Source organism: Paraglaciecola sp. MB-3u-78, from assembly GCF_002835935.1.
GTDB lineage: Bacteria > Pseudomonadota > Gammaproteobacteria > Enterobacterales > Alteromonadaceae > Paraglaciecola.
In genome coordinates this window covers 540,117-561,347 of record NZ_PJCF01000006.1, presented here as the reverse complement: position 1 = coordinate 561,347, position 21,231 = coordinate 540,117, and the positions used below count along the sequence as shown (strand labels likewise).

Genomic DNA, 21,231 nt, shown 5'->3' with positions numbered 1-21,231 from the left:
TTTAAGACTCAACAATTGCACCATATAACACAGCCTTGGCGACAGAAGGTTTCTACCTGAGACCCCGAAAAATAAGGTTCAATCGATAAGCGGTAGTGTTTATCAGATATTCGGTAGCCATTTTTTAGTTTGTTTTTTATAAAAGGGATAGAGATTGCGTCCATACCACGCCTGCATCAGTATTATTTTCATCTTGATGTCCTCAAGCGTATTTTCTGCTGATCCTATTTATTCGCTAAATTCGCAAATATTTATTCAGTGTTCTCATGTTACTTCCCCTGCGATCTTGCCAGATTTTTCTCAGCCAAACTGCGTACCAATAAAATTTCGCGACATTGATCCCCAAAGTAGCGAGTTGTGGTTACACACTGAAATACCCAATGAGACAATATTTGCGCTTAGTAAAAAACCGTTAGGTTTATATTTAATGGGAAAAGCCGCCAGCGTCATTTACTTAAATGGCGTGATAATTGGTAATAATGGTCAGCCCAATAGCGGCGCTAAAAAAGAAGCTGTAGGGACAATGGATCATGTGTTTTATGTGCCCAGAGCACTTTTAAGAGCCCAAAAAAATGAGTTGGTGATCCATTTATCTGGTCACAATGGTTATGTTGACTTGTCATATCCCATGCATTTTATTGGCCTAGCAACCTATGGAGACAGCAAACGTTTTGTTCAAAGTCATAGCACTCTAGGGCTTATTTTTGTGGGTATGTTTGTATTAAGTAGCCTCTATTATGGCAGCTTAGCGTTGCGATCGGAGAACAAAGGTAATCCAACACTCCTATTTTTAATGTCGTTTTTCGGGGGTTCTCAACTAGCAGTCGAAATATCAAGAGGATTGGTCAACTATGAATATCCAACACACGACCTAAGACTTATTAGTGTCTGTTTGCTCGCATTGGGCTTTGGGCTTTCATTATTAACGTTGCTGAGTATCAAATTTGCGGATACCCACAAACTGCATTGGATTTATGCAGGAGCGTTATTAACCTGTGTCATTGTTTTAATGTTTCCTGGTTTTGATATAAAAACTAACTTAGCGATTGTGGTACCTATTTTGGTCTCGTTTGTCCTTATAATAGTCAACCTAAAACGTCAATTTAGCTGGCATGCGCTAAAATACTTGGCGGTTCTGAGTGTGTTTTTGTTCACCGTAATTCTGACTTTTCGATACTTTCATGAACTCGTATTTTACTTCCTTGTTGCCATGTTACTGGCGTATTTGTTTATACAGCAAGCTAGCGAATATTCCATGGAGCTTGAGTCCGCACAAGCAGAGAAAACCTTGCGTGCGAAGCTTGAGTTTAAATTAGAGCAAATGCAGCAACAACAAAAATCAGAGACCCTCAATATTCACAGTGCGGGGAAAATTGAAAAAATAACGACACAAGACATATTCTACTGTCAGGCATCTGGTGATTACGTTGAAATATATCTGCAAAGTAGAGAGTTGCTATATAGTGGCAGTTTAAAAAGTATTGCTGAGCAGTTGCCCACCACTTTTGTCCGTGTGCATCGGTCATATGTCGTCAATATTGATAAAGTAGTCAGTATGAAACGAGATGGTGAAAATGGGTACTTAGTCTTGTCTAATGACGCCCAAATCCCTGTTAGCCGACGAATGATGCCGCAAGTAAGAGAAACATTCAGTGCGCACTAACGACATGTATTTTTGACGTATTTAAAATATCAGGTCCGCATAATATTTGTTCTCATCGCTAGTAAAAAAAGAATTTGATAAAATACAGTAAATAAATCATCCATAACGAGACGCTCCATGCAAAAACATGATGCTTTACCCCTAAAGGACTTTATCGAATATGCACCAGCGGAAATGCTGAGCAGATCTGAGCAGTTTTATACTGAGATCAAACGCAGGCATAGCATTCGGCAATTTAGCGATCGTCCAGTTCCCCAAACCATAATCGAAAACTGCATCAAAGCCGCAGGTACTGCGCCAAATGGTGCCAATCATCAACCTTGGCATTTTGTTGCTATCCACTCACGACAAGTCAAAACACAAGTCCGCGAGCAGGCCGAAGCACACGAAACAGGATTTTACGAAGGGCGTGGAGGGGCACAATGGTTAGACGCACTCAAACCCTTAGGCACTGATGCCGATAAACCTTATTTAGAACATGCCCCTTGGCTCATTGCTATTTTCAGCCAAAAGAATACTCAGCAAGAAGACGGCAATAAACAAAGCAACTACTACGTACACGAATCGGTGGGTATCGCGACAGGTTTTCTCATCAATGCCTTGCATCACTGTGGCTTGGCAACCCTCACCCACACCCCCAAACCCATGAGTTTCTTATCCAAAATATGTGACCGTCCTGATAACGAACGCCCCTATATGTTATTGATTGTCGGTTATCCCGCAGAAGATGCCACTGTGCCACGCCATGCTATTAATAAAAAGCCACTCGGTGAAATAGCCACCTTTATATAATATGACTGTACTTTCGTAGCTTCATCCTAATTATGCAGACATCTGATAACAGTACCCCTTCATTAGATGAATATAACCACATAAATAATTAACCTGATCTCTGGATAATCAGGAATAGATTTTCTTTGTATCAGAACACCAATTTTGTTAATTTACCGCTCCACTTATTATTTTTAATGTCAGTAAATAAGCCCAACGTGAATTTTATTTTTCTCCTTCTAAGTCAGATTATCCTGTTCCCTGCTCAGCCCAACATAAAGCTTGCAGTGATTGGGCAAGTTTCAAGCAACCCTAATTTCGCTCTTTTTGCTCCACACGAAAACGAGAACCTAGCCAATGATTATGTTATCCAACAAATTATTGAACGTAGTGGAGTGTTTGTTATCTTGCGCCAAGACGGTAAACGCCTGATACGCTTAGATATCAAACCTTTTGAGGTTGAAATTGACCCCAATCGCATCTTCACTGAACAAGGAAGACGTAACAACATCATCAAACACAACCCCAATTTGCGCACCAATACTTATGTGTTTCATCGAGCAATGCGCCTTTCGACAGCACTGGCCTAAAGAAATCAAAACAGAACCACATCCTCAACGCTGCTCACTATCAAGCAGCCTGCATTTGCGAGAACACTAAATGAAACTTAATTTTCATAAATCTTTTTGGGAAGCGCCCTGCAATAACGAGCAGGATTTTAATGAACTAGTAAAACGCAGCTTTGACGATGGCTATCAGGGTACCGAACTGTTCTTACCCTTCTTTGAGATTGATACCGACACCACCCTTAAAGCCCATGCCGAACACGGCCTCAACATCATTACTGGAATAGCGACTCAAGGAGACAACGTTCAAGCCCATCTCAAAAGCATGAATGCTCAAATTGAGCGCGCGGTTGAGTTTTCCCCTGTGCTTATTAACTCCCATACCGGCCGAGATATTTTCAGCCTTGAAGACAATTTACGCTTATTTGAAAACGCCTTAAAACTCGAACAAAAATACAATGTAATCATTACCCATGAAACCCACCGATTTAGACCCACATTCAGCACATTCGATACTGAAAAAATTATCAAGGTGTTACCAGAATTAAAATTAAATTTGGATATCAGCCATTGGATGGTGGTGCATGAGTCTGACTTAAGCGACCAACTGACTCGTTTGGACACTATTTTTCCACACGTACATCACATTCATGGGCGAGTAGGTTTTGAAGAAGGGCCACAGGTCATTAACCCTCAAGACGAACTTTGGGCAGGTCACTTAAAGAATCATGTGGATCTATGGCAAAAAGTGATTAATCTTGCCAAAAATAGAGGTCAAAAAACCTTTACCATTACTCCAGAATTTGGCCCCTTTCCCTACGCTCATGTGCAACCGAATACACAGCAACCTTTAACAGACATTTGGGCTGCAAATAATTTCATGCAACAACATTTAAAAGAGAAACTTATTTAAATGTTTACAGCGATTTGCAAGGCATAACGGCAGTGTCAAAACGGATGAGATAGCTGATTTAAGTGGGGCTGCAGCATCGAACATCAAACATCTGGCTCTTCTAGTGTGCCGTCGGCATGTTTTGCAAAACGCCCTTTGGCATCGAAATGCACAGGGGCAGTATTCGGCCAAGGCCAACCGCCAAACTGGTCTTTACGGTAATCAGAAAATGCTTGTTGAATTTCCTGTTCGGTATTCATGACAAATGGACCATACCGAGCAACGGGCTCATCAATTGGGCGACCTTGAAGCAATAAAAATTCACATGCTTCATCTCCAGAATGCAATATCACCTCAGCATCTGACATTAGATGTACACCTTGTTGTGTTTTAATCGGCGTTGTTTGAACCGTCGCTACTTGTCCCTTATAAAAATACAGCACACGGTTCAGTCCCGCACTTGAGGCTGACAAGGTAAATTGAGCATGGCTAGGCATTTTAATATTCCACACCCATACAGCATTTTCCGGATCATTAGCCCAGGATTCTGGTGGGGGTGAAGGTGGTCGATACCCATTGAACTGCCCTGCGATAATTTTAACCGTACTGACCTTGCCTTTGACATCGGCACATTCCACAACGGGGATATCTTTACCCCACAGCATGGCGAAATGTGGTTCTACCATTTTGTTTTTCGCAGGCAGGTTAATCCAGATTTGAAATAACACCAATGGATTACCTTGCTCTTCGTTTACCAAGGGGAACATTTCAGAATGCTGAACGCCCTTGCCCGCGGTCATCCATTGAGTATCACCACCACCATATCGGCCTGCAGCATTCAATGAATCCGCATGATCAACTACTCCTTCATTCACCACCGTAATGGTTTCAAAACCACGATGTGGGTGAGCAGGAAACCCCGGTACAGTTTCACCGTGATACATATTCCAACCATCGAGGGAATTGAAGTCTTGGCCAATATTACGCTCAGCCAATGACGCTTTAGGTCCAGATTTTCCGTTACCTTTTGGAAAATCATCTTTGTGATACACACAAAATAAAAAAGGATCCTGTGTTTGCCAAGGAAAATCTAGATCAAACACATTAATAACAGACGACATACTTTTCACTCCTATTTAACCTAGTCAGGGTCTCACTCAACACCACCCGAATTGTCGAATTGTCTAAGGTCCAATTTGTTCGATTTACAGATGTAACCAAAATATCAAAACACATTGAAACTGTCTTAGCTAAGGCAGCTCAAAAACTAACGCTTGAACTGCCTCTTCATCTACTGATTTAAAGACCAGTTTTACTTCATCAGTGATCTTTAATCCATCTCCAGGCCCCATTTCAACACCATTGACATCTAATTTCCCACTGACTAAATGCACATACTGATTCGCAAGCGTGTTAGTTAAATGGGTTGACTGTCCTGTACTTAAAATCAATTGATGCAAATGCATATCTTGTTTTATTTGCAAAGTATCGACAGCTCCATTTGGGCTAATAATATGCGTTAACCCTTCATTTTGACCAAAGTCCTTTTGCTGATATCCCGGCGCTTGCCCTTTAATATTGGGCTCAATCCAAATCTGCAAAAATGTCAGTGCCTGTGTATTTGAATGGTTGTATTCGCTATGAGTAATACCGCTTCCAGCTGACATCAATTGGAACTCACCCGCGGGCAAGGTTCTGACATTTCCTTGGCTATCTTTATGGGCGATATTACCTTCAAGCACATAGCTGATAATTTCCATGTCTCGGTGGCTGTGAGTGCCAAAACCCATGCTGGGTTGAACCATATCTTGATTGATCACTCTGAGTTTTGAAAAGCCCATTTGTGCGAGGTCATAATAATTTGCAAAGGAAAAGCTATGCTGGCTTTTTAACCAGCCATGGTCTGCGCTACCGCGCTGTGATGATGGTCTTAAAACGAACATAATACTTTCCTCTTCTAAGTTGATGAGGAAAGTATACTTGCGATATTAATGAAAAAATAACGCAATAATTAGCTACGTTTGTTCTACTTTTTAGAACATTTAGTTACAGCGAATGCTTAGAAATGGAACGGGTATAACGTAATATTTTTAATGAATCGATTTTTTTCAAAAATGAGTAGTTAAAGATATTGTCTTCATGACGCCGATTTTGTTGCATATAAAACCGATTTTACGATACCTTTTTTGGTCCCAATACATTTAATATTACCTTTACAATAAATTAACATTTTGCAATGTAATCCGCGGTGTCGTGTTTAGCAAACAAAGGTGAATGATGATCAATAAAATAAAGATGGGCATGGTGGGTGGGGGTGCTGGTGCTTTTATTGGTGAGATCCACCGTATGGCCGCCGCATTAGACAGTAAAATTGAGCTGGTATGTGGTGCTTTTAGTAGTGATCCGCAAACATGCCTGCATAGTGGGCAGTCTTTGGGTTTAGATGCATCAAGGTGTTATGCCTCTTATCAACAAATGTTTGCCACCGAGTCCACTCTCTCTGAAGATGAACGTATGGATTTTGTGACAATTGTCACGCCGAATCATTTACATTTCCCGGTTGCCAAATTGGCTATTCAAAGTGGCTTCAACGTGTTGTCTGACAAACCTGCCACCTTTAATCTCGCAGAAGCATTAGCGCTTAAAACGCTGCTTGACGATTCTAGCTGTTTGTATGGTTTAACCCATACCTACATAGGCTACCCCATGGTAAAAGAAGCGCGACAACGCATCATTGACGGGCAATTGGGAAAGATAAAAAAAGTGGTCGTTGAATACTCTCAAGGATGGTTAGCCAGCTCTGATGACGAAGCAAGTAAACAAGCCATGTGGCGCCTCGACCCTAAATACGCGGGTATAAGTTGTTGTATGGCAGACATCGGAGTACACGCGGCTAATCTAGCAGAGTATTGCTGTGATGATGAAATCAGTGAGATGTGTGCTGATATCGCTCCCACTGTTACTGGCCGAGTACTGGACGATGATGGCACTGTGATGTTGAAGTTTAGTTCGGGTGCACGAGGGGTATTACTGGCAAGCCAAGTGGCCATAGGTGAAGAAAATAGACTGAATTTACGGGTATATGGTGAGAAAGCCAGTTTGGAATGGTCTCAATTAGAACCCAATTCGCTGTGGCTTAAATTTCCTGACCAATCAACTCAGATACTCAGAGCTGGAGTGGGATCCCTGTCTCCTTTGACGCTTGCTAACCTGAGAACACCAGCTGGACATCCAGAAGGATATATCGAAGCTTTTGCCAACTTATACGTAAACTTTGCTGGGCAAATTGAGGCAAAAAAAGCGAATCAACCTAGCCCGGAGTACGCTGAGGATATGCCAGGCATTCACCAAGCTGTTCGAGGCATGGCATTTATTGAAAACGTAGTGGCTTCGAGTCAATCACAACAAAAATGGCATAGCTTCACTCTTCAACCCATGTCTCAAAAATAAAAATACAGGTAACCCATATTCATGAAAAACATCAAAGGACCAGGGATATTTCTGGCACAATTTTTAAGCGATGAAGCCCCATTTAATTCCTTAACCAATATTTGTACTTGGGTGGCACAGCTGGGGTATAAGGCGGTACAAATACCCACATGGGACAAGCGAGTCTTCGATTTGGAGTTGGCAGCTAATAGCCAAACATATTGTGATGAAATTGCCGCCGTCGTAAAAGCCGCCGGATTACAAATAAGTGAGTTGTCCACTCATTTACAGGGACAATTGGTAGCGGTACATCCAGCCTATGATCAAATGTTTGATGGCTTTGCACCAGAAACAGTGAGAAACAATCCTAAAGAAAGGGCTGTATGGGCAACGCAACAACTTAAGTACGCGGCACTGGCCAGTAAAAGACTTGGACTTACCTGCCATGTCACTTTTTCAGGCGCATTATTATGGCAAACTTTTTATCCCTGGCCACAGCGCCCCGCGGGATTGGTAGAAAAAGGATTTGGCGAATTGGCTCGTCTGTGGCTACCCATTCTAAATGCCTTTGATGATGCGGGTGTTGATGTTTGTTATGAGTTACATCCCGGTGAAGACCTTCATGACGGCGTAACATTTGAGCGGTTTTTAGCCGCCACCAATAATCATCCTCGGGCCAATATCCTCTATGACCCAAGTCATTTCGTATTACAACATGTGGACTACCTTGCCTTTATTGACATTTACCATGAGCGCATCAAGGCATTTCATGTGAAAGATGCAGAATTCAATATGTCTGGTCGATCAGGCGTTTATGGAGGGTATCAAGATTGGGTAGAGCGTCCTGGACGTTTCCGTTCTCTAGGTGATGGACAAATAGATTTTAACGGCATTTTCAGCAAACTCACCCAATATGGTTTTGATGGGTGGGCAGTGCTTGAGTGGGAATGTTGTTTAAAACACCCGGAAGATGGCGCAAAAGAAGGGGTAGATTTTATCCGTAAACATCTCATTAGAACCACTGAAAAGGCTTTTGATGATTTTGCTTCTACTGCAAAAGATGACAATTTAAATCGCCAAATTTTAGGCTTACATGATTAAGTCTTTGCAATGGCCTGCGCGCAGCGACTTTGCCTATAGGAGTAATAACAATGATGAATAATATAACCCTTCGCCTTAGTGTCATGATGTTTCTACAGTTTTTCATCTGGGGAGGCTGGTTTGTTACCCTAGGAACATTCTTAGCTAACAACTTGTCTGCTTCGGGCGGCCAAATTGGTATGGCTTTCTCAACTCAATCATGGGGTGCGATCATCGCCCCTTTTATTATTGGTCTCATTGCCGATCGTTATTTTAATGCCGAGCGGATCCTGGGGGTATTGCATTTGATTGGTGCTGGGCTGTTATATTGTTTATATCAAGCAGCTGATTTTGAAGCGTTTTACCCCTTTGTACTGGCCTACATGATTGCCTATATGCCAACCTTAGCTTTAGTTAATTCAGTTTCCTTTGCACAAATGAAGGATCCGTCAAAGCAGTTTGGAAAAATTAGAGTTTGGGGCACGATTGGCTGGATTGTTGCCGGTTTAGCAATCAGTTACCTGTTTGCCTGGGACGGCAAGGAAGCTATCGCACAGGGCATGTTGCGTAACACCTTTTTATTGTGTGCCGTTGCCTCACTATTATTAGGATTGTTCAGTTTCACTTTACCTAAAACGCCTCCCAAAAGTTCCGGGGAGAGAGTGGGTTTGAGACAGGTATTGGGACTGGATGCATTAGCACTGTTGAAGGATAGAAACTTTTTAGTGTTCTTCTTATCTTCGATTCTAATTTGTATTCCTTTGGCTTTTTATTATCAAAATGCCAACCCATTTTTAACTGAATCAGGTGTCGCCAACGCCACAGGAAAAATGACCCTCGGGCAGGTATCAGAAGTTGTATTTATGCTGGCACTGCCGGTATTTTTAAATCGCTTTGGCATCAAGATCACTTTACTAATTGGCATGTTTGCTTGGGTCATTCGTTATATCTTGTTTGCTTATGGCAACGCAGATAGCGGCATTGCCCTGTTACTCATAGGTATAGCCTTACATGGGATTTGTTATGACTTTTTCTTTGTGTCTGGGCAAATATATACCAATTCCAAAGCAGGTGAAAAAGTCAAAAATGCGGCGCAAGGTCTTATTACCTTGGCCACTTATGGTGTCGGCATGTTAATCGGATTTTGGATGGCGGGTAAAATAACCGACTCGTACACAACCGATGTGGGTCATTCCTGGTTTGATATTTGGTTATTTCCAGCCGCGTTTGCCTTGGGTGTATTCATCATATTTTTACTGGCATTTAAAAATGAGAAGATCACTGCCAGTGACTAAGTTCCATCCTTAAAGGTTAACTAACCTCATTGAGAATGTTAGTCGCCAGTAGTTGGGATCCGTTGACGAGTAGTGTGATTGATAAAACATGTTTGGCAGCACAACAACAAAATTTTACCTATAGCCATTAGGAGGCAATATGAAAAACACAACGCAAGTTGATAAACCAGCAGTCACAGATAAAAGCAGGCGATGTTTTATTGCTGGCATGACCGCAATTTTCAGTGCTGCCACAGCTGCGCAGTTGCTAGGGGGCAATGCCATTTCGGTGGCAGTTGCTTATACCCCCAAAGCCAATAGTGCCAAAACTGCAGGGAAAATATTCAGACAAACGCAGATGAATCAATTAAAGGATATCTGTGCGGTAGTGATCCCTAAAACTAAAACACTAGGTGCTGCAGAAGTCGACACTCATGGTTTTTTAGATAATCAGTTGTTTCATTGCCACACAAAAGATCAACAACAGCAGGCCAAATCTATCCTAATGAAAATTGACCAAGTGGCTAGCAAAGAGTTTAACAAGCCATTCACTGCTTGTGACAAGCAGCAACAATATGACTTACTGACGTCACTGGAAAAAATACAAAATGGGTTTAACAGTGAAGACAAACAAAACTGGAAGTTAATTAAAGGTCTGATTATTTTTGGCTATTACACTTCCGAGGTTGGTGCCTCACAAGAGCTAAATTATTTAGCCGTGCCTGGTGGTTTCACAGGTTCAGTCCCTTATGATAAAGACGGAAAAGGCACAGGTTCACTGGCCTATTATTGATAGTAACTGATCACAAACATATTCCCAATATTTTAGAAATTATGATAAGTGAATAAAGGAACAAGCAATGAATGACGACTTGTATATCAAAGAAACCAAGCAGGTATTTGACGCAATAGTGGTTGGCTCAGGCATATCAGGAGGATGGGCAGCCAAAGAATTTTGTGAGCGCGGTCTCAAGACATTAATGATTGAACGAGGCCCAGTAGTTGAACATAGAAAAGACTATATTGGGGAAGGTATTCCTCCCTGGCAGCAACCCCAACGCACCAAAGTTAATAATTTACTGGTTGAGCAACAATACAAAATCCAGCAACAGTGTTATGCCTTTAATGATGCAACAAAGCACTTTTTTGGTAATGACCGAGACCTACCCTACACCACAGCAAAAGGTACGACATTCAGTTGGATCCGCGGAAACCAGTTAGGCGGAAAATCTCTAACTTGGCATCGCCAGTCTTATCGGCTCAGTGATCACGACTTCGCTGCCAATAGCCTCGATGGACATGGCAATGACTGGCCAATTCGTTATAAAGATTTGGCCTCTTGGTACAGCCATGTGGAAATTCATGCCGGGATCAGTGGTTCTCATGAAAATCTGGAACAACTGCCTGATAGTGAATATTTACCCCCCCTTGAAATGACCCTTCCAGAAATAGCGGTTAAAGCGTCAATCGAAAAGAATTTTCCGGGGCGCACTATGATCATGGGGCGCACGGCACATCTGACTCAACCCACGGAACTGCATCTTTCTCAGGGGCGGATACAATGTCAGGCCCGAAACGAATGCCATAAGGGTTGTTCTTTTGGTGCATATTTTTCGACTCAAAGCTCTACTTTGCCTGCAGCAGCAAAAACCGGCAATTTACATGTGGCCGCTAATAGTGTGGTGCAAAGCCTGATTTATGATGAAAAAACCAAAAAGGTCAAGGGAGTCAGGATTATTGACAATAATGATCTGAGTGAACGTGAATACTTTGGCAAAGTAGTGTTTTTATGTGCATCTACTATTGGTAGTACTCAAATCATGCTCAACTCCAAATCAAAATCCTTTCCCAATGGTATTGCCAATAGCTCAGGTACACTCGGCCATTATTTAATGGATCACAACTACAACGCTACTGCCCAAGGAGACATCCCAGGCTTTGAAAATGAGAACTATCGGGGACGACGCCCCGGTGGAATATTGATACCCAATTTTCAATATAAACCAAGTCTGGGCAGTAAACACTATCTTCGAGGATTTGCTTTCTCTGGTGGTGCTTATCGAGAGGATTGGAAAAGTATGCAACATGCAGATGGCATAGGAATAAATCTTAAACAAAAATTAGGTCAGGCGGGTAAATGGAGATTCAATTTGAGTGCCCAAGGTGAAATGTTACCTCGCTTTGAAAATCATATAGCCTTACATCCCACCCTTAAAGATAAATGGGGAATGCCGCAATTGGAGATCAATTGTCGATGGTCAGAGAATGAAATGTTAATGATGGAAGATGCGGCTAAAGTTGGCGCTGAGATGCTGGTTAAAGCCGGTTTAGAAAACGTTACAAGTGGTGCAACACATCGTAGTCCTGGTATCGCTATACATGAAGTCGGTAGTGCTCGTATGGGGCATGATGCAAAAACCTCGGTGTTAAATAAATACAACCAATCTCATGACGTAAACAACCTTTTTGTCACCGATGGTGCAAGTTTTTGTTCATCAGCGGTTCAAAACCCGTCATTAACGTTTATGGCACTCACTGTGCGCGCTGTGGACTATGCAGCCGAGCAATTGAAACAGGGCAGAATATAAAGTCACCCTGCATTGGTTGCCTTTAGGTATGAATTAATTGCATATAATATTGATGATTTTGGAGAAAGACATGAACATAATTAAACGAATGAGCCTGGCCAGTATGGTAGGTGTATTAATATTGAGTTTTCTGGGTTGTGCAACCCAGTCAACAACGGCCTCAAGCTTATCAAAAGTGAGTGTGCAGCTTTGGTCGGTTAAGAATGAAGTAAAAGCCGATGTTAAAGGCACTCTGCAGGCATTGGCTAATATGGGTTTTAAAGGCGTTGAATTTGCTGGTGAATTTGGTGAATTTTCTGAGAACCCAACGGGCCTAAAATCATTGTTAGATGAATTGGGCTTACAGGTCAGTGGTGCCCATGTGCATTTTGACAAACTCAGTGATGATAACTTAGCGCAAACTGTCGCGTTTTACCAAGCGATTGGTTGCACCAGCTTAATTGTGCCCTACGATGAACGAGCCTTTAGTCCTGTCGGTGTGCAGCAAGTCGTCAATGAGTTGAACACATTATCAGAGAAGTTGGCGAAAGTCGGAATGCAGATTGGTTATCACAACCACGCTCAAGAATTTAATGATTATAAACAAAACACATACTGGGATTTTATCGCTCAATCTACTCACCAAAACGTGATATTACAACTAGACGTGGGCTGGGTAACTTACGCAGGTAAAGACCCAGTAGAATATGTCCGTCGTTATCCGGGACGTACTTTAACGACTCATTATAAAGTGCGATTACCTGAAGGTACAAAAGGTAAGCTGCCTATTATTGGACAAGACACTATAGACTGGCCTGCATTAATCCAAGCGAATATTGAGGTGGGAGGCACCCGTTGGTTAGTAGTGGAGCAAGAAGAATATCCTAATGACCTGACACCGATGCAAGCAGTTGAAATGTCTAAAAAGGGTTTGGATGGGTATTTACTTAAACTTTGATCAAACCAAAGGCTAGATCCATTCAATATGGAGATAGCCTACAAGCCTAAATTTCAGAGGCTAGGCGGTACCAATATGACTGAATTAGTCCAGCAACTCAGGTGTTTTACCTGCGCTGAAAGTTTCGCTACAGCTATTTTATTGGTGCTTTGCTCTAAATTCTGAGGGAAGTTCAGCATATTCTTGATGAAATTTGTGACTAAAATAACTGGGGTCCCCAAAGCCAGTTTCACCTGCAATAACTGAGATAGGTAATGTGGTTTCTACTAACATTCGTCGTGCATTTTCGAGTCTTACCTGTGTTATATATTGTTGCGGCGTTTTATGTAAAAATTTTTTAAAACGTCTTTCCAAGGCACTAATAGACAGGTATGAAATATCGGCCAACGTTGAAAGACTGATTTTATGCATGTAATTAAGACGTATATATGAGACCGGCATTTTTAACGCACTCATAACATTGAGTGCAATAGCGGTTTTTTCCAAATGTCGAGACATACCATAAGTACCAATAATTTGGCCGGTTTCATCTCTTAATGGGCGCTTTGAAGTAGTAAACCAACAGATTTCACCTGAGTCAGGCATGTTCATCTCCAACCTATCCGTGACGGATTCACCCTTTAATACGCGTTGATCATCCATCATAAATTGTTTGGCTAGGTGTTTAGGTGCAAAGTCTAAATCTGTCAGGCCAATAGCTTGTTCCAAACAGGGAACGCCAACATGATCTAAAAAACATTGATTGGCATATATCACTTTACTGTTTGTGTCTTTAATCCAAAACAATATGTCTGGCAACAGATCATAGGCTTCTAATAAATACTCCACAGGAAGACTATCTAAACTTATGTGTGGTGGTGTTTGTTTATTTTTACTCACCGAAATGACCTTTCCCTCAGGTAAATTATTGTAAGATAATTGTTAACGATGCTGGTGTATAAATCTATATTTTTTTACCTGCAAAATCTAGTGATATTAGTCGGGCTTAGCTATAAACCTAGCACCATTAAGTGCGTACCAGCACAATACCTTTTTGATAGCCCACCTTACCTACTAATCGACCAGCAAAGGGGGATACAATAAAATAGGCACTAAAAAAACAGGACTGTACCAACATGGCTTGGGTGTAACTCAGATTAAATGACTCTTTTAAAAGAGGGATCAAAATATCATTCAATACAGTGATAAAACCCCAGAAAAAACAGCGATGTCATGATAACAAATGCAAAACGATAGTCTTGGTGACTCCCTGTGTTTGCCAGTTTTTCTGAAAAGTGATTGTTTTGCATAATTGGCCTACTTAGATCCGACCGATGAGTTATATAAAATAATTTCGTTGCCAGAGCCATATCCTGCCAATACTGCTGCCCTAGACACGTTTAAAGTCGATTTATACAAATTTTCTGCGTAGTTGCCCTCTGTTGTAGTCACCATCACCGCGCATACTCGGTGGCCTGTATCTTCCACATGTTTTTTGAATTGCTCAAACGAATCTTCAATCAGTCTTCGGCCTAATCAGCCACCACTATATTCAGGGTCAACGGCTATTTGTTCCAGCTCGGCGATAGTTGAATCTCTAAACCCATTTTTCACACACCACAGGATATACCCGGCAATCACCCCTTGGTGTTCGACAACATAATAAACCGCCCGCGGAAATGCACTGAATGATGACTTAATCCACAAAATGTGATCTCGTTCATTTGGAAAACAAGTTAAATATATCTGAGCAATGAGCTCGATATCGTTTTGTATTGCATGTCTAATGTTCATAGTTTTCCTTTAAAAACCAAAAGAGTCCTACTTTGAATTTATCTTGTGGACTTACGATTGATAAGTTCAAAGCCAGTGTCGATATAAGTATCCGTAACACTTTTTATTATTTGTGTCGGGGTTGCTGTGTTATTGGTTCGTATTGCTTTTTTGCTAACAGTGTTGCTAACAGTGTCACTCTCATTGCCGCTAGTTTGTAATCGTTCAAGGATCAATTCCATAGCTTGGCGGCCCATTTCATAACGATTCACCTTAACACTCGACAGCGATGGCTCTGCGTAGGCAGCCATTTCAATATCGTTAAATCCACAAACGCCAAATTTGTCAGGCACGCTTATGTGCATTTTTTTACATTCGTGCAGTGCACCCAGAGCTAAATCATCGTTACAACAAAATACCGCATCACATTCGCCATCAGTGGCAGCCATCAGTTCTCTAAATAACATTGCCCCCATCGCCACAGAAGATGGCTGTGGATTGGTGATTATTCGCTTGTGATCTAAACGGTCAACGGCGGATAACACTGATTTAAAACCCGCCAATCGATTACAAGTTCTAGGATCCATTCGGGCGCCGATAAAACCAATTTTACAGTAGGACTTTTCCAACAGAGACTTTGCAACGGCTACGCCTGCCTGGAAATGAGAAAATCCAATGTTCATATCGATAGGGTCTTTAACGTGATCCATAATTTGAACTACAGGGAAAGTGCTCGCTTTTAACATCGTTTTGGCTGTGTCTGTTTGCTCACCACCGGTAATAATCAGTCCATCCGGAGATTGCCCTAATAAGGTACGAATTGAACGTTCTTCTTCCATGGGGGAATAATGTGTATCAGCTAATAATATTTGATAATTAGCTGGAACGGCAATACTGTAAATGCCACGCAGTACATCGTTGAACACGACATTTGATAATGAAGGGATAAGCACACCAATAAGTTTTGATCGAGAGGACGCCAGAATGCTTGCAGAACGATTGGGGATATATCCTAATTCATTAATTGCCGCTTCAACTTTTTCGCGCACCTCACTGCGCACACCAGCATAATGGTTAACCACTCTGGAAACGGTTATTGGGCTAACGCCTGCTTTTACAGCGACGTCTTTCAATGTGAGCCTGTTGCCACTTCGAAGAGTGGCAATGGTGTGAGACTTTTTACTGGGCATATATTTCCTTTATCAAAAACCCATCAGGTGTATCAATACAAAGCACGATTAAAACCCGTCGAACATTTATAAAAATATCGAGATGACCAGACAACTGGCTAATCCTGTTAATGAAATGAGGGTGGTCATGACTGTCCATGATTTTAATGTGTCTTTTTCGCTCATACCAAGGTAACGACTTACCAACCAAAAGCCCGAGTCATTCACGTGGGAAAGTATGGTTGCACCGGATGAAATCGCGATCACTAATAAACCTAAACTGGGGGCGGACATGGGATGTAATTCCAGAACGGGAGCAATTAAACCGGCACCAGTGATCATGGCCACTGTGGCTGAACCTTGGGCAATTCGAGTAATAGCTGCAATTAAAAACCCTAAAATAAACACCGAAAACTGAGCTTCAATAAACACCGAAGCCAACATTTGGCCTACACCAGAGTCAATTAATACCTGTTTAAAAGCACCACCAGCGCCGGTAATGAGTATCACAACGCCAGCAGGCTCTAGGCCTTTGTTGGCAATGTTAAGTAGAGAATGGGTGCTTAATTTGCATTTAGTATGCGCTATAAACATAGCAAAAATAGTCGCTATGCTCAGGGCCACAAATGGATGTCCTAAGAAGCTAAGTACCGTTAACAATCCACTGCTTTCATCTAAAAAAAATGGCCCGGTGGTCGCTAGCATGATGAGTATAAGTGGCAATAAAATAATAGATGCCACCCAAGCAAAATTAGGCGACGGTTGGTCTGAGGTTTTATGGTTTATTTTATGAGCTTCTGGCACTGCAATGAAAATTTTATTGGCGATTATTTTACCAAACCATGGACCAGCAATTATCATGGCAGGTATGCCCGTTATTGCGCCAAACAAAATAACCCAGCCTAAGTCGGCATTGACTAATTCTGCCACGGCTATAGGCCCGGGAGTGGGTGGAATAAAACTGTGTGTAATAGCCAGTCCGGCTAATAGGGGGATCGCGTAATACAAAAGTGAACGTCCGGAACGTTTGGCTAAACCGTATAACAAGGGCGCAAGGATAATAAATGCCACGTCAAAAAAAACCGGGATGGCCACAATGAAGCCTGTTATGGCTAAACTCCACTGCACTTTTTCAGGGCCAAAAGATCGAATTAAACTGCCGGCAATGCGTTCTATCCCACCAGCGCTTTCTAAAACTTGTCCAAGAATAGCACCCAGCCCCACAACAATCGCGACAAAACCCAGGGTGCCACCCATGCCGTTTTTAATTGAATTGAGCACTGCTTCTGGGGGTAATCCAGACAAAAGTCCAACCAATAAACTCGTAACCAATAGGGCTAAGAAGGCCGGTACTCGCAGTCGGATAACCAGTAAAAGCAGTAGCGCAACCCCAGCAGCCGCAACAAAAAGTAAACTCATGTCCATTGTCTTAACCTTTATTTTTATTGCAGCGTTGTTGGCTGCTCCCATTCATCTCTATTGCCAAACCCGTTGCACTTGGTCGGTCTAAGCCCAAGGGGCTGAGTTCCCTGGCCGCCGAACTACTAGCCCAATGGTTATGTTTTTCAGCTAATTCGTCTTTCTCTGTGCCCTCTGTGCTCTCTGTGGTGAGTTTTTATTTTTGCTGCCTATTTCATCGCCTTATTCCCATATATAGAAGCCTTAAGGGCTGTTGATGTGCTAATTTACCTGGAGAATATTATCTTTCGTACTTCGATACTCAATTTGTCATGCAGGTTTGTGCCAAGCTGCATGCCTGAAAAAGAGGAGCCAATAGTGTTATTGTCCAATTCCGTCATGCAAAGTAATAAACCGCCATTATTGGTGGTCGTTATGGGCGTATCCGGTACCGGGAAAACCACCCTTGCCACTGAAATAGCTAAACACTTCGACATAGAATTTTTAGATGCGGACTCCTTACACAGTGAAGATGCCATCAAACAAATGTCCCAAGGGATCCCATTGACCGACACACTTCGCCTACCCTGGATCAAGCGAATTTGCCGGCAACTTAGGCAATTTGAAGCACAAAATATTAGCTGCGTACTCGCTTACTCCGGGCTTAAACAGCAGCACAGGGAGTTAATATTCAACGCATACCACCATGCACTTGGTATCTTACTCAAGGCCAATCAAAGCATACTCGCACAACGATTGCAGGCCCGGCGCAATCACTTTATGTCGCCACAACTGCTGAGTAGCCAAATTGCGGCCATGGAGCCCCTGAGTAACGAAATGGCTCAACTTACCCTAAACGTAAACGTGGCACACACAGTAGATCAACTATTATTACAATCTGTGGATTTCATCAATCTACATCATCATGCCAATACCTAACCCTGGTATTGGAGTACATTCGGGACTCAATCACAGCAAGCTATGCCTGAGCTTGGCTATACGCCTTCAAGGCTCGTTGCCCTTCAAGGGGAAAACTCAATAAAGGTCGTTATCGTCAAGCGCCCAGTTGCCGGACTCGGGTCAAAATTATATTCAGGCCCAATATTTCCCGAGTGCAGGCTGGATCCCCGATACATCACCAGGCGGTTATACACCGCTTCGAATGATGCAATTTCTTCATATTCAGGACTGCTACCACAAATATACCCAGATGGGTGGTGCGCTGGGTCCGAAAATTGCGCCTTCACGCTACGCATATAATGATTGATTCGGTCGTTATCAATAAATTCAAAACCGGTCTGGCGGTGACGATATAATTTAGTGCCTGAGTCAGGGACATCGCACAAATAGTGAATAGTCGCCAAACTATATCGCGAGGGCGCATCAAAATGGGGCACGCGTTGCAAAAGGTTCAAATCGGATGCTGGAGTAGTGACAATGGAAAATCTGGCGGCGGCTGAGCGTATTTTGCGTACATCCTGCTCAAAAAAATCTCTTATGGGTTTTCCAAGCAATCTCACCAAGGAGATAACATACGCATCCGGCACCTGCATTCCAATACCGGGATAGAAACTATCCTGTGCAGAAAACTGATTGTTGGACACGGCATAAGCCTTAAGGGCATCGAGCCCTTTTAGGAAGCTGTCAACTTGAACCAGCGGCTCTGCTTCATTACCGATCCGCAGATACTGAAGTGCTGCATTTTTATCACATTCGAATGTTGAAAACTCGTCTTGACCCATTACCTATCCAATTTCCCTGAAGTCGATTTTTAGCGTTTAACATTGGGCCTCAGGTCTGGCTATCCGATGTTTGCTCTGTGATGAATGAACTACCTTGCAGGAATAGGTGACAACTAGCCTAACGTAGGGGGCCCTGTGGCATTATCGAGCCAGCTTGCCTGCACACTCATTTTTACTTTTTCAGCTTTTTTACTTTTCATGGCTATGCAGATTATTCAGGGTGGCCTATACCGTAAAAGTAACAAAGAAGTAATTCAGCACAGAGATCACAAAGTAAAAACGTATAAGATCATTCGATCTTAACAATCATTCCCTCTGTGTCCTCGGTGTACTCTGTGGTAAAACATAATATTTTTTGCCACCAACCCAGCCTAAGTCAAATACAGAGGCATGTTACTTTTTCTGCCCTTGTCCCTCCATTACTCTGCGCAAAAATTGCCGATTTGTGGGTAAAACACTGAGCAACTTTTCCGTGGTATGCACGGTTTCATTCCGTAATCGTTTTATCAGCGAAGCTTCTTTTTGCGCAAAGCTTGCAGGGTGTTTTTGTTCGGATTTAAGGTCCATACCATAAAGTACATATTGTTTGCTGGCCGAGGAAAACAGCTCAAAACGTTGATTGCTTTCATACAAACCGGGCGCTTGGGAGCGCCATAAAGTCAAGGCCTCTTGCAAACTGTCGGGGATGGAGTCCAATTGTTGATGTTCTCGCCAATATTCACTGTCCTGGCGCTGTGTCAGTACGTAATGCAACTTCAGGAAATCAATGATTTCCTGCCACCGTTGTCGGGTAAGGGTATTAAATCGTTTCGCCAACACCGTCATTGCGCTGCGTTCACGAGGAAGTTGCTCGCTAATCCATTCGGCTGACTTTTCAATCAATACCAGAGCGGTCGCCTCGAGAGGCTCAACAAAGCCCGCCGATACGCCAATGGCCACACAGTTATGGTGCCAGAAGGTTTCCCGGTGACCCGGGGTAAATTTAATAGTGCGCGGGCTAATTTCTTGTGCAGCGAGGTAGGGATCATTTTGCACGTACTTTAACAAGGCCTGTTCTGCCTGCTCTGCACTGGTGAAATCGCTGGAAAACACATGTCCAATGCCCCGTCGATTTTGCAGGGCAATATCCCAAATCCAACCACTTTCCTGTGCGCTTGCCACCGTACAGGAGGCTATCGGCACCTCATCTGTAGCGTGATCAACCTGCAGCGCAAGGGCCGTATCGTTAAATAGAATATGCTGCTTTGACGTGATCGGGATCTGATAATGCTTAGCAATCAATATGGCCGCAAAACCACTACAATCGATAAACAATTCCCCAGTGATCTGCTCGCCGTCAGCCAATTCAATCGCTTTAATGTCACCATTGTCTGCGGGAAGGACATGTTGCACATGCCCCTGAATATATTTGACGCTCAGTTTCTCAACACAATGATGCTGCAGCATCGTTACAAATTTACCCGCATTCAGGTGATAGCCGTAATTGAGATGGAAGGCATATTCGGGCATTTGCGGGAGTTTGGGAGCTAAGGTTTCCTTGCAGACAGCCCCTTGTGCACACACCCAAGACTCAAAATCCACCTCTTGCGCTGTTGCCAACCAATGTTCCGCAGCACTTATCCCGCCATACCCTACCGGCGCCGTAAATGGGTGATAATAATGTTCATTTTTTCCTTGTGACCATCCCACAAACTTCGAAGCTTGCTTAAAACTCGCATCGCAACAAGACAGAAACATCCTCTCCGAGATGCCTATCTGGCGCAATGTGTCCCGCATGGTAGGCCAGGTGCCTTCACCCACACCCAAATTTTTAACCTCCGGCGACTCTACAAGGACAACTTCGGTTTGCTCAGATGAGGTACTGTCTGCGCAGTGCCTGGCGGCGATGATACCCGCCGTTAACCAACCTGCTGTTCCACCACCAACTATGACCACCCGCGTCTTCATTTTTTTTCACCTAAGGCTTTAAT

19 protein-coding genes and 1 pseudogene are annotated in these 21,231 nt (G+C 42.8%); 11 read left to right on the top strand and 9 right to left on the bottom strand.

From position 1 onward, the window contains the following. Positions 1-154: 154 nt before the first annotated feature. The 4 genes from CXF95_RS16910 to CXF95_RS16895 all read left to right on the top strand — a co-directional run bounded on the left by CXF95_RS16910 (position 155) and on the right by CXF95_RS16895 (position 3,913). Positions 155-1,663: a LytTR family DNA-binding domain-containing protein gene (locus CXF95_RS16910; RefSeq protein ID WP_101199767.1), complete on the top strand. Its 1,509-nt coding sequence runs from the start codon at positions 155-157 to the stop codon at positions 1,661-1,663. A gap of 117 nt (positions 1,664-1,780) precedes the next feature. Then, positions 1,781-2,455 carry a nitroreductase family protein gene (locus tag CXF95_RS16905; RefSeq protein ID WP_101199766.1) on the top strand — a complete coding sequence of 225 codons (675 nt, stop codon included), beginning with the start codon at positions 1,781-1,783 and terminating at the stop codon, positions 2,453-2,455. 197 nt (positions 2,456-2,652) lie between these two features. Beyond that, a complete protein-coding gene (locus CXF95_RS16900) occupies positions 2,653-3,024 on the top strand; it encodes a hypothetical protein (protein WP_232787897.1) in 372 nt (123 codons plus the stop codon). 70 nt (positions 3,025-3,094) lie between these two features. Continuing rightward, positions 3,095-3,913, top strand: coding sequence for a sugar phosphate isomerase/epimerase (locus CXF95_RS16895; RefSeq protein ID WP_101199765.1), 819 nt, complete (start codon positions 3,095-3,097; stop codon positions 3,911-3,913). Between the two features lie 83 nt (positions 3,914-3,996). On the opposite strand, the gene CXF95_RS16890 is transcribed toward CXF95_RS16895, so the two are convergent. Continuing rightward, positions 3,997-5,013 carry a pirin family protein gene (locus tag CXF95_RS16890; protein ID WP_101199764.1) on the bottom strand — a complete coding sequence of 339 codons (1,017 nt, stop codon included), beginning with the start codon at positions 5,011-5,013 and terminating at the stop codon, positions 3,997-3,999. Between the two features lie 129 nt (positions 5,014-5,142). Beyond that, positions 5,143-5,835 (bottom strand): pirin family protein, encoded by a 693-nt coding sequence (locus CXF95_RS16885; protein WP_101199763.1) that lies wholly within the window; start codon positions 5,833-5,835, stop codon positions 5,143-5,145. A gap of 334 nt (positions 5,836-6,169) precedes the next feature. On the opposite strand from CXF95_RS16885, the gene CXF95_RS16880 reads away from it, so the two are divergent. The 6 genes from CXF95_RS16880 (at position 6,170) to CXF95_RS16855 (ending at position 13,200) form a co-directional block, all read left to right on the top strand. Further along, positions 6,170-7,342: a Gfo/Idh/MocA family protein gene (locus CXF95_RS16880; protein ID WP_369809317.1), complete on the top strand. Its 1,173-nt coding sequence runs from the start codon at positions 6,170-6,172 to the stop codon at positions 7,340-7,342. 21 nt (positions 7,343-7,363) lie between these two features. Beyond that, positions 7,364-8,422 (top strand): sugar phosphate isomerase/epimerase, encoded by a 1,059-nt coding sequence (locus CXF95_RS16875; protein WP_101199761.1) that lies wholly within the window; start codon positions 7,364-7,366, stop codon positions 8,420-8,422. Positions 8,423-8,475: 53 nt separating this feature from the next. Continuing rightward, positions 8,476-9,696 (top strand): nucleoside permease, encoded by a 1,221-nt coding sequence (locus tag CXF95_RS16870; protein WP_101200099.1) that lies wholly within the window; start codon positions 8,476-8,478, stop codon positions 9,694-9,696. A gap of 139 nt (positions 9,697-9,835) precedes the next feature. Continuing rightward, complete coding sequence (locus CXF95_RS16865) at positions 9,836-10,468, top strand: gluconate 2-dehydrogenase subunit 3 family protein (RefSeq protein WP_101199760.1); 633 nt, start codon at positions 9,836-9,838, stop codon at positions 10,466-10,468. Positions 10,469-10,535: 67 nt separating this feature from the next. Then, entirely contained in the window at positions 10,536-12,263 is a 1,728-nt protein-coding gene (locus tag CXF95_RS16860) for a GMC oxidoreductase (protein ID WP_101199759.1), read from the top strand. Between the two features lie 70 nt (positions 12,264-12,333). Next, the gene (locus CXF95_RS16855) at positions 12,334-13,200 is read left to right on the top strand and encodes a sugar phosphate isomerase/epimerase (protein ID WP_101199758.1); all 867 of its coding nucleotides are present in this window, start codon (positions 12,334-12,336) and stop codon (positions 13,198-13,200) included. 138 nt (positions 13,201-13,338) lie between these two features. Here CXF95_RS16855 and CXF95_RS16850 read toward each other — a convergent pair whose 3' ends face one another. The 5 genes and pseudogenes from CXF95_RS16850 to CXF95_RS16830 all read right to left on the bottom strand — a co-directional run bounded on the left by CXF95_RS16850 (position 13,339) and on the right by CXF95_RS16830 (position 17,540). Then, positions 13,339-14,079: an AraC family transcriptional regulator gene (locus CXF95_RS16850; protein ID WP_101199757.1), complete on the bottom strand. Its 741-nt coding sequence runs from the start codon at positions 14,077-14,079 to the stop codon at positions 13,339-13,341. A gap of 139 nt (positions 14,080-14,218) precedes the next feature. After that, positions 14,219-14,489 (bottom strand): annotated as a pseudogene (locus tag CXF95_RS16845) (glucose/galactose MFS transporter); the annotation flags it as partial. A gap of 226 nt (positions 14,490-14,715) precedes the next feature. Then, positions 14,716-14,973, bottom strand: a complete 258-nt coding sequence (locus CXF95_RS30780) for a GNAT family N-acetyltransferase (RefSeq protein WP_232787896.1) — start codon at positions 14,971-14,973, stop codon at positions 14,716-14,718. Positions 14,974-15,011: 38 nt separating this feature from the next. Beyond that, the gene (locus CXF95_RS16835; RefSeq protein WP_101199756.1) at positions 15,012-16,142 is read right to left on the bottom strand and encodes a LacI family DNA-binding transcriptional regulator; all 1,131 of its coding nucleotides are present in this window, start codon (positions 16,140-16,142) and stop codon (positions 15,012-15,014) included. Between the two features lie 66 nt (positions 16,143-16,208). Then, on the bottom strand, positions 16,209-17,540 hold the full coding sequence (locus tag CXF95_RS16830; protein WP_232787895.1) for a gluconate:H+ symporter: 1,332 nt from the start codon (positions 17,538-17,540) through the stop codon (positions 16,209-16,211). 333 nt (positions 17,541-17,873) lie between these two features. Here CXF95_RS16830 and CXF95_RS16825 point away from each other — a divergent pair, with 333 nt between their 5' ends. Further along, entirely contained in the window at positions 17,874-18,458 is a 585-nt protein-coding gene (locus CXF95_RS16825; RefSeq protein WP_232787894.1) for a gluconokinase, read from the top strand. Positions 18,459-18,541: 83 nt separating this feature from the next. Here CXF95_RS16825 and CXF95_RS16820 read toward each other — a convergent pair whose 3' ends face one another. Next, a complete protein-coding gene (locus CXF95_RS16820; protein ID WP_101199754.1) occupies positions 18,542-19,261 on the bottom strand; it encodes a DUF6445 family protein in 720 nt (239 codons plus the stop codon). Between the two features lie 393 nt (positions 19,262-19,654). Then, entirely contained in the window at positions 19,655-21,208 is a 1,554-nt protein-coding gene (locus tag CXF95_RS16815) for a tryptophan halogenase family protein (protein WP_101199753.1), read from the bottom strand. Positions 21,209-21,231: the final 23 nt, after the last annotated feature.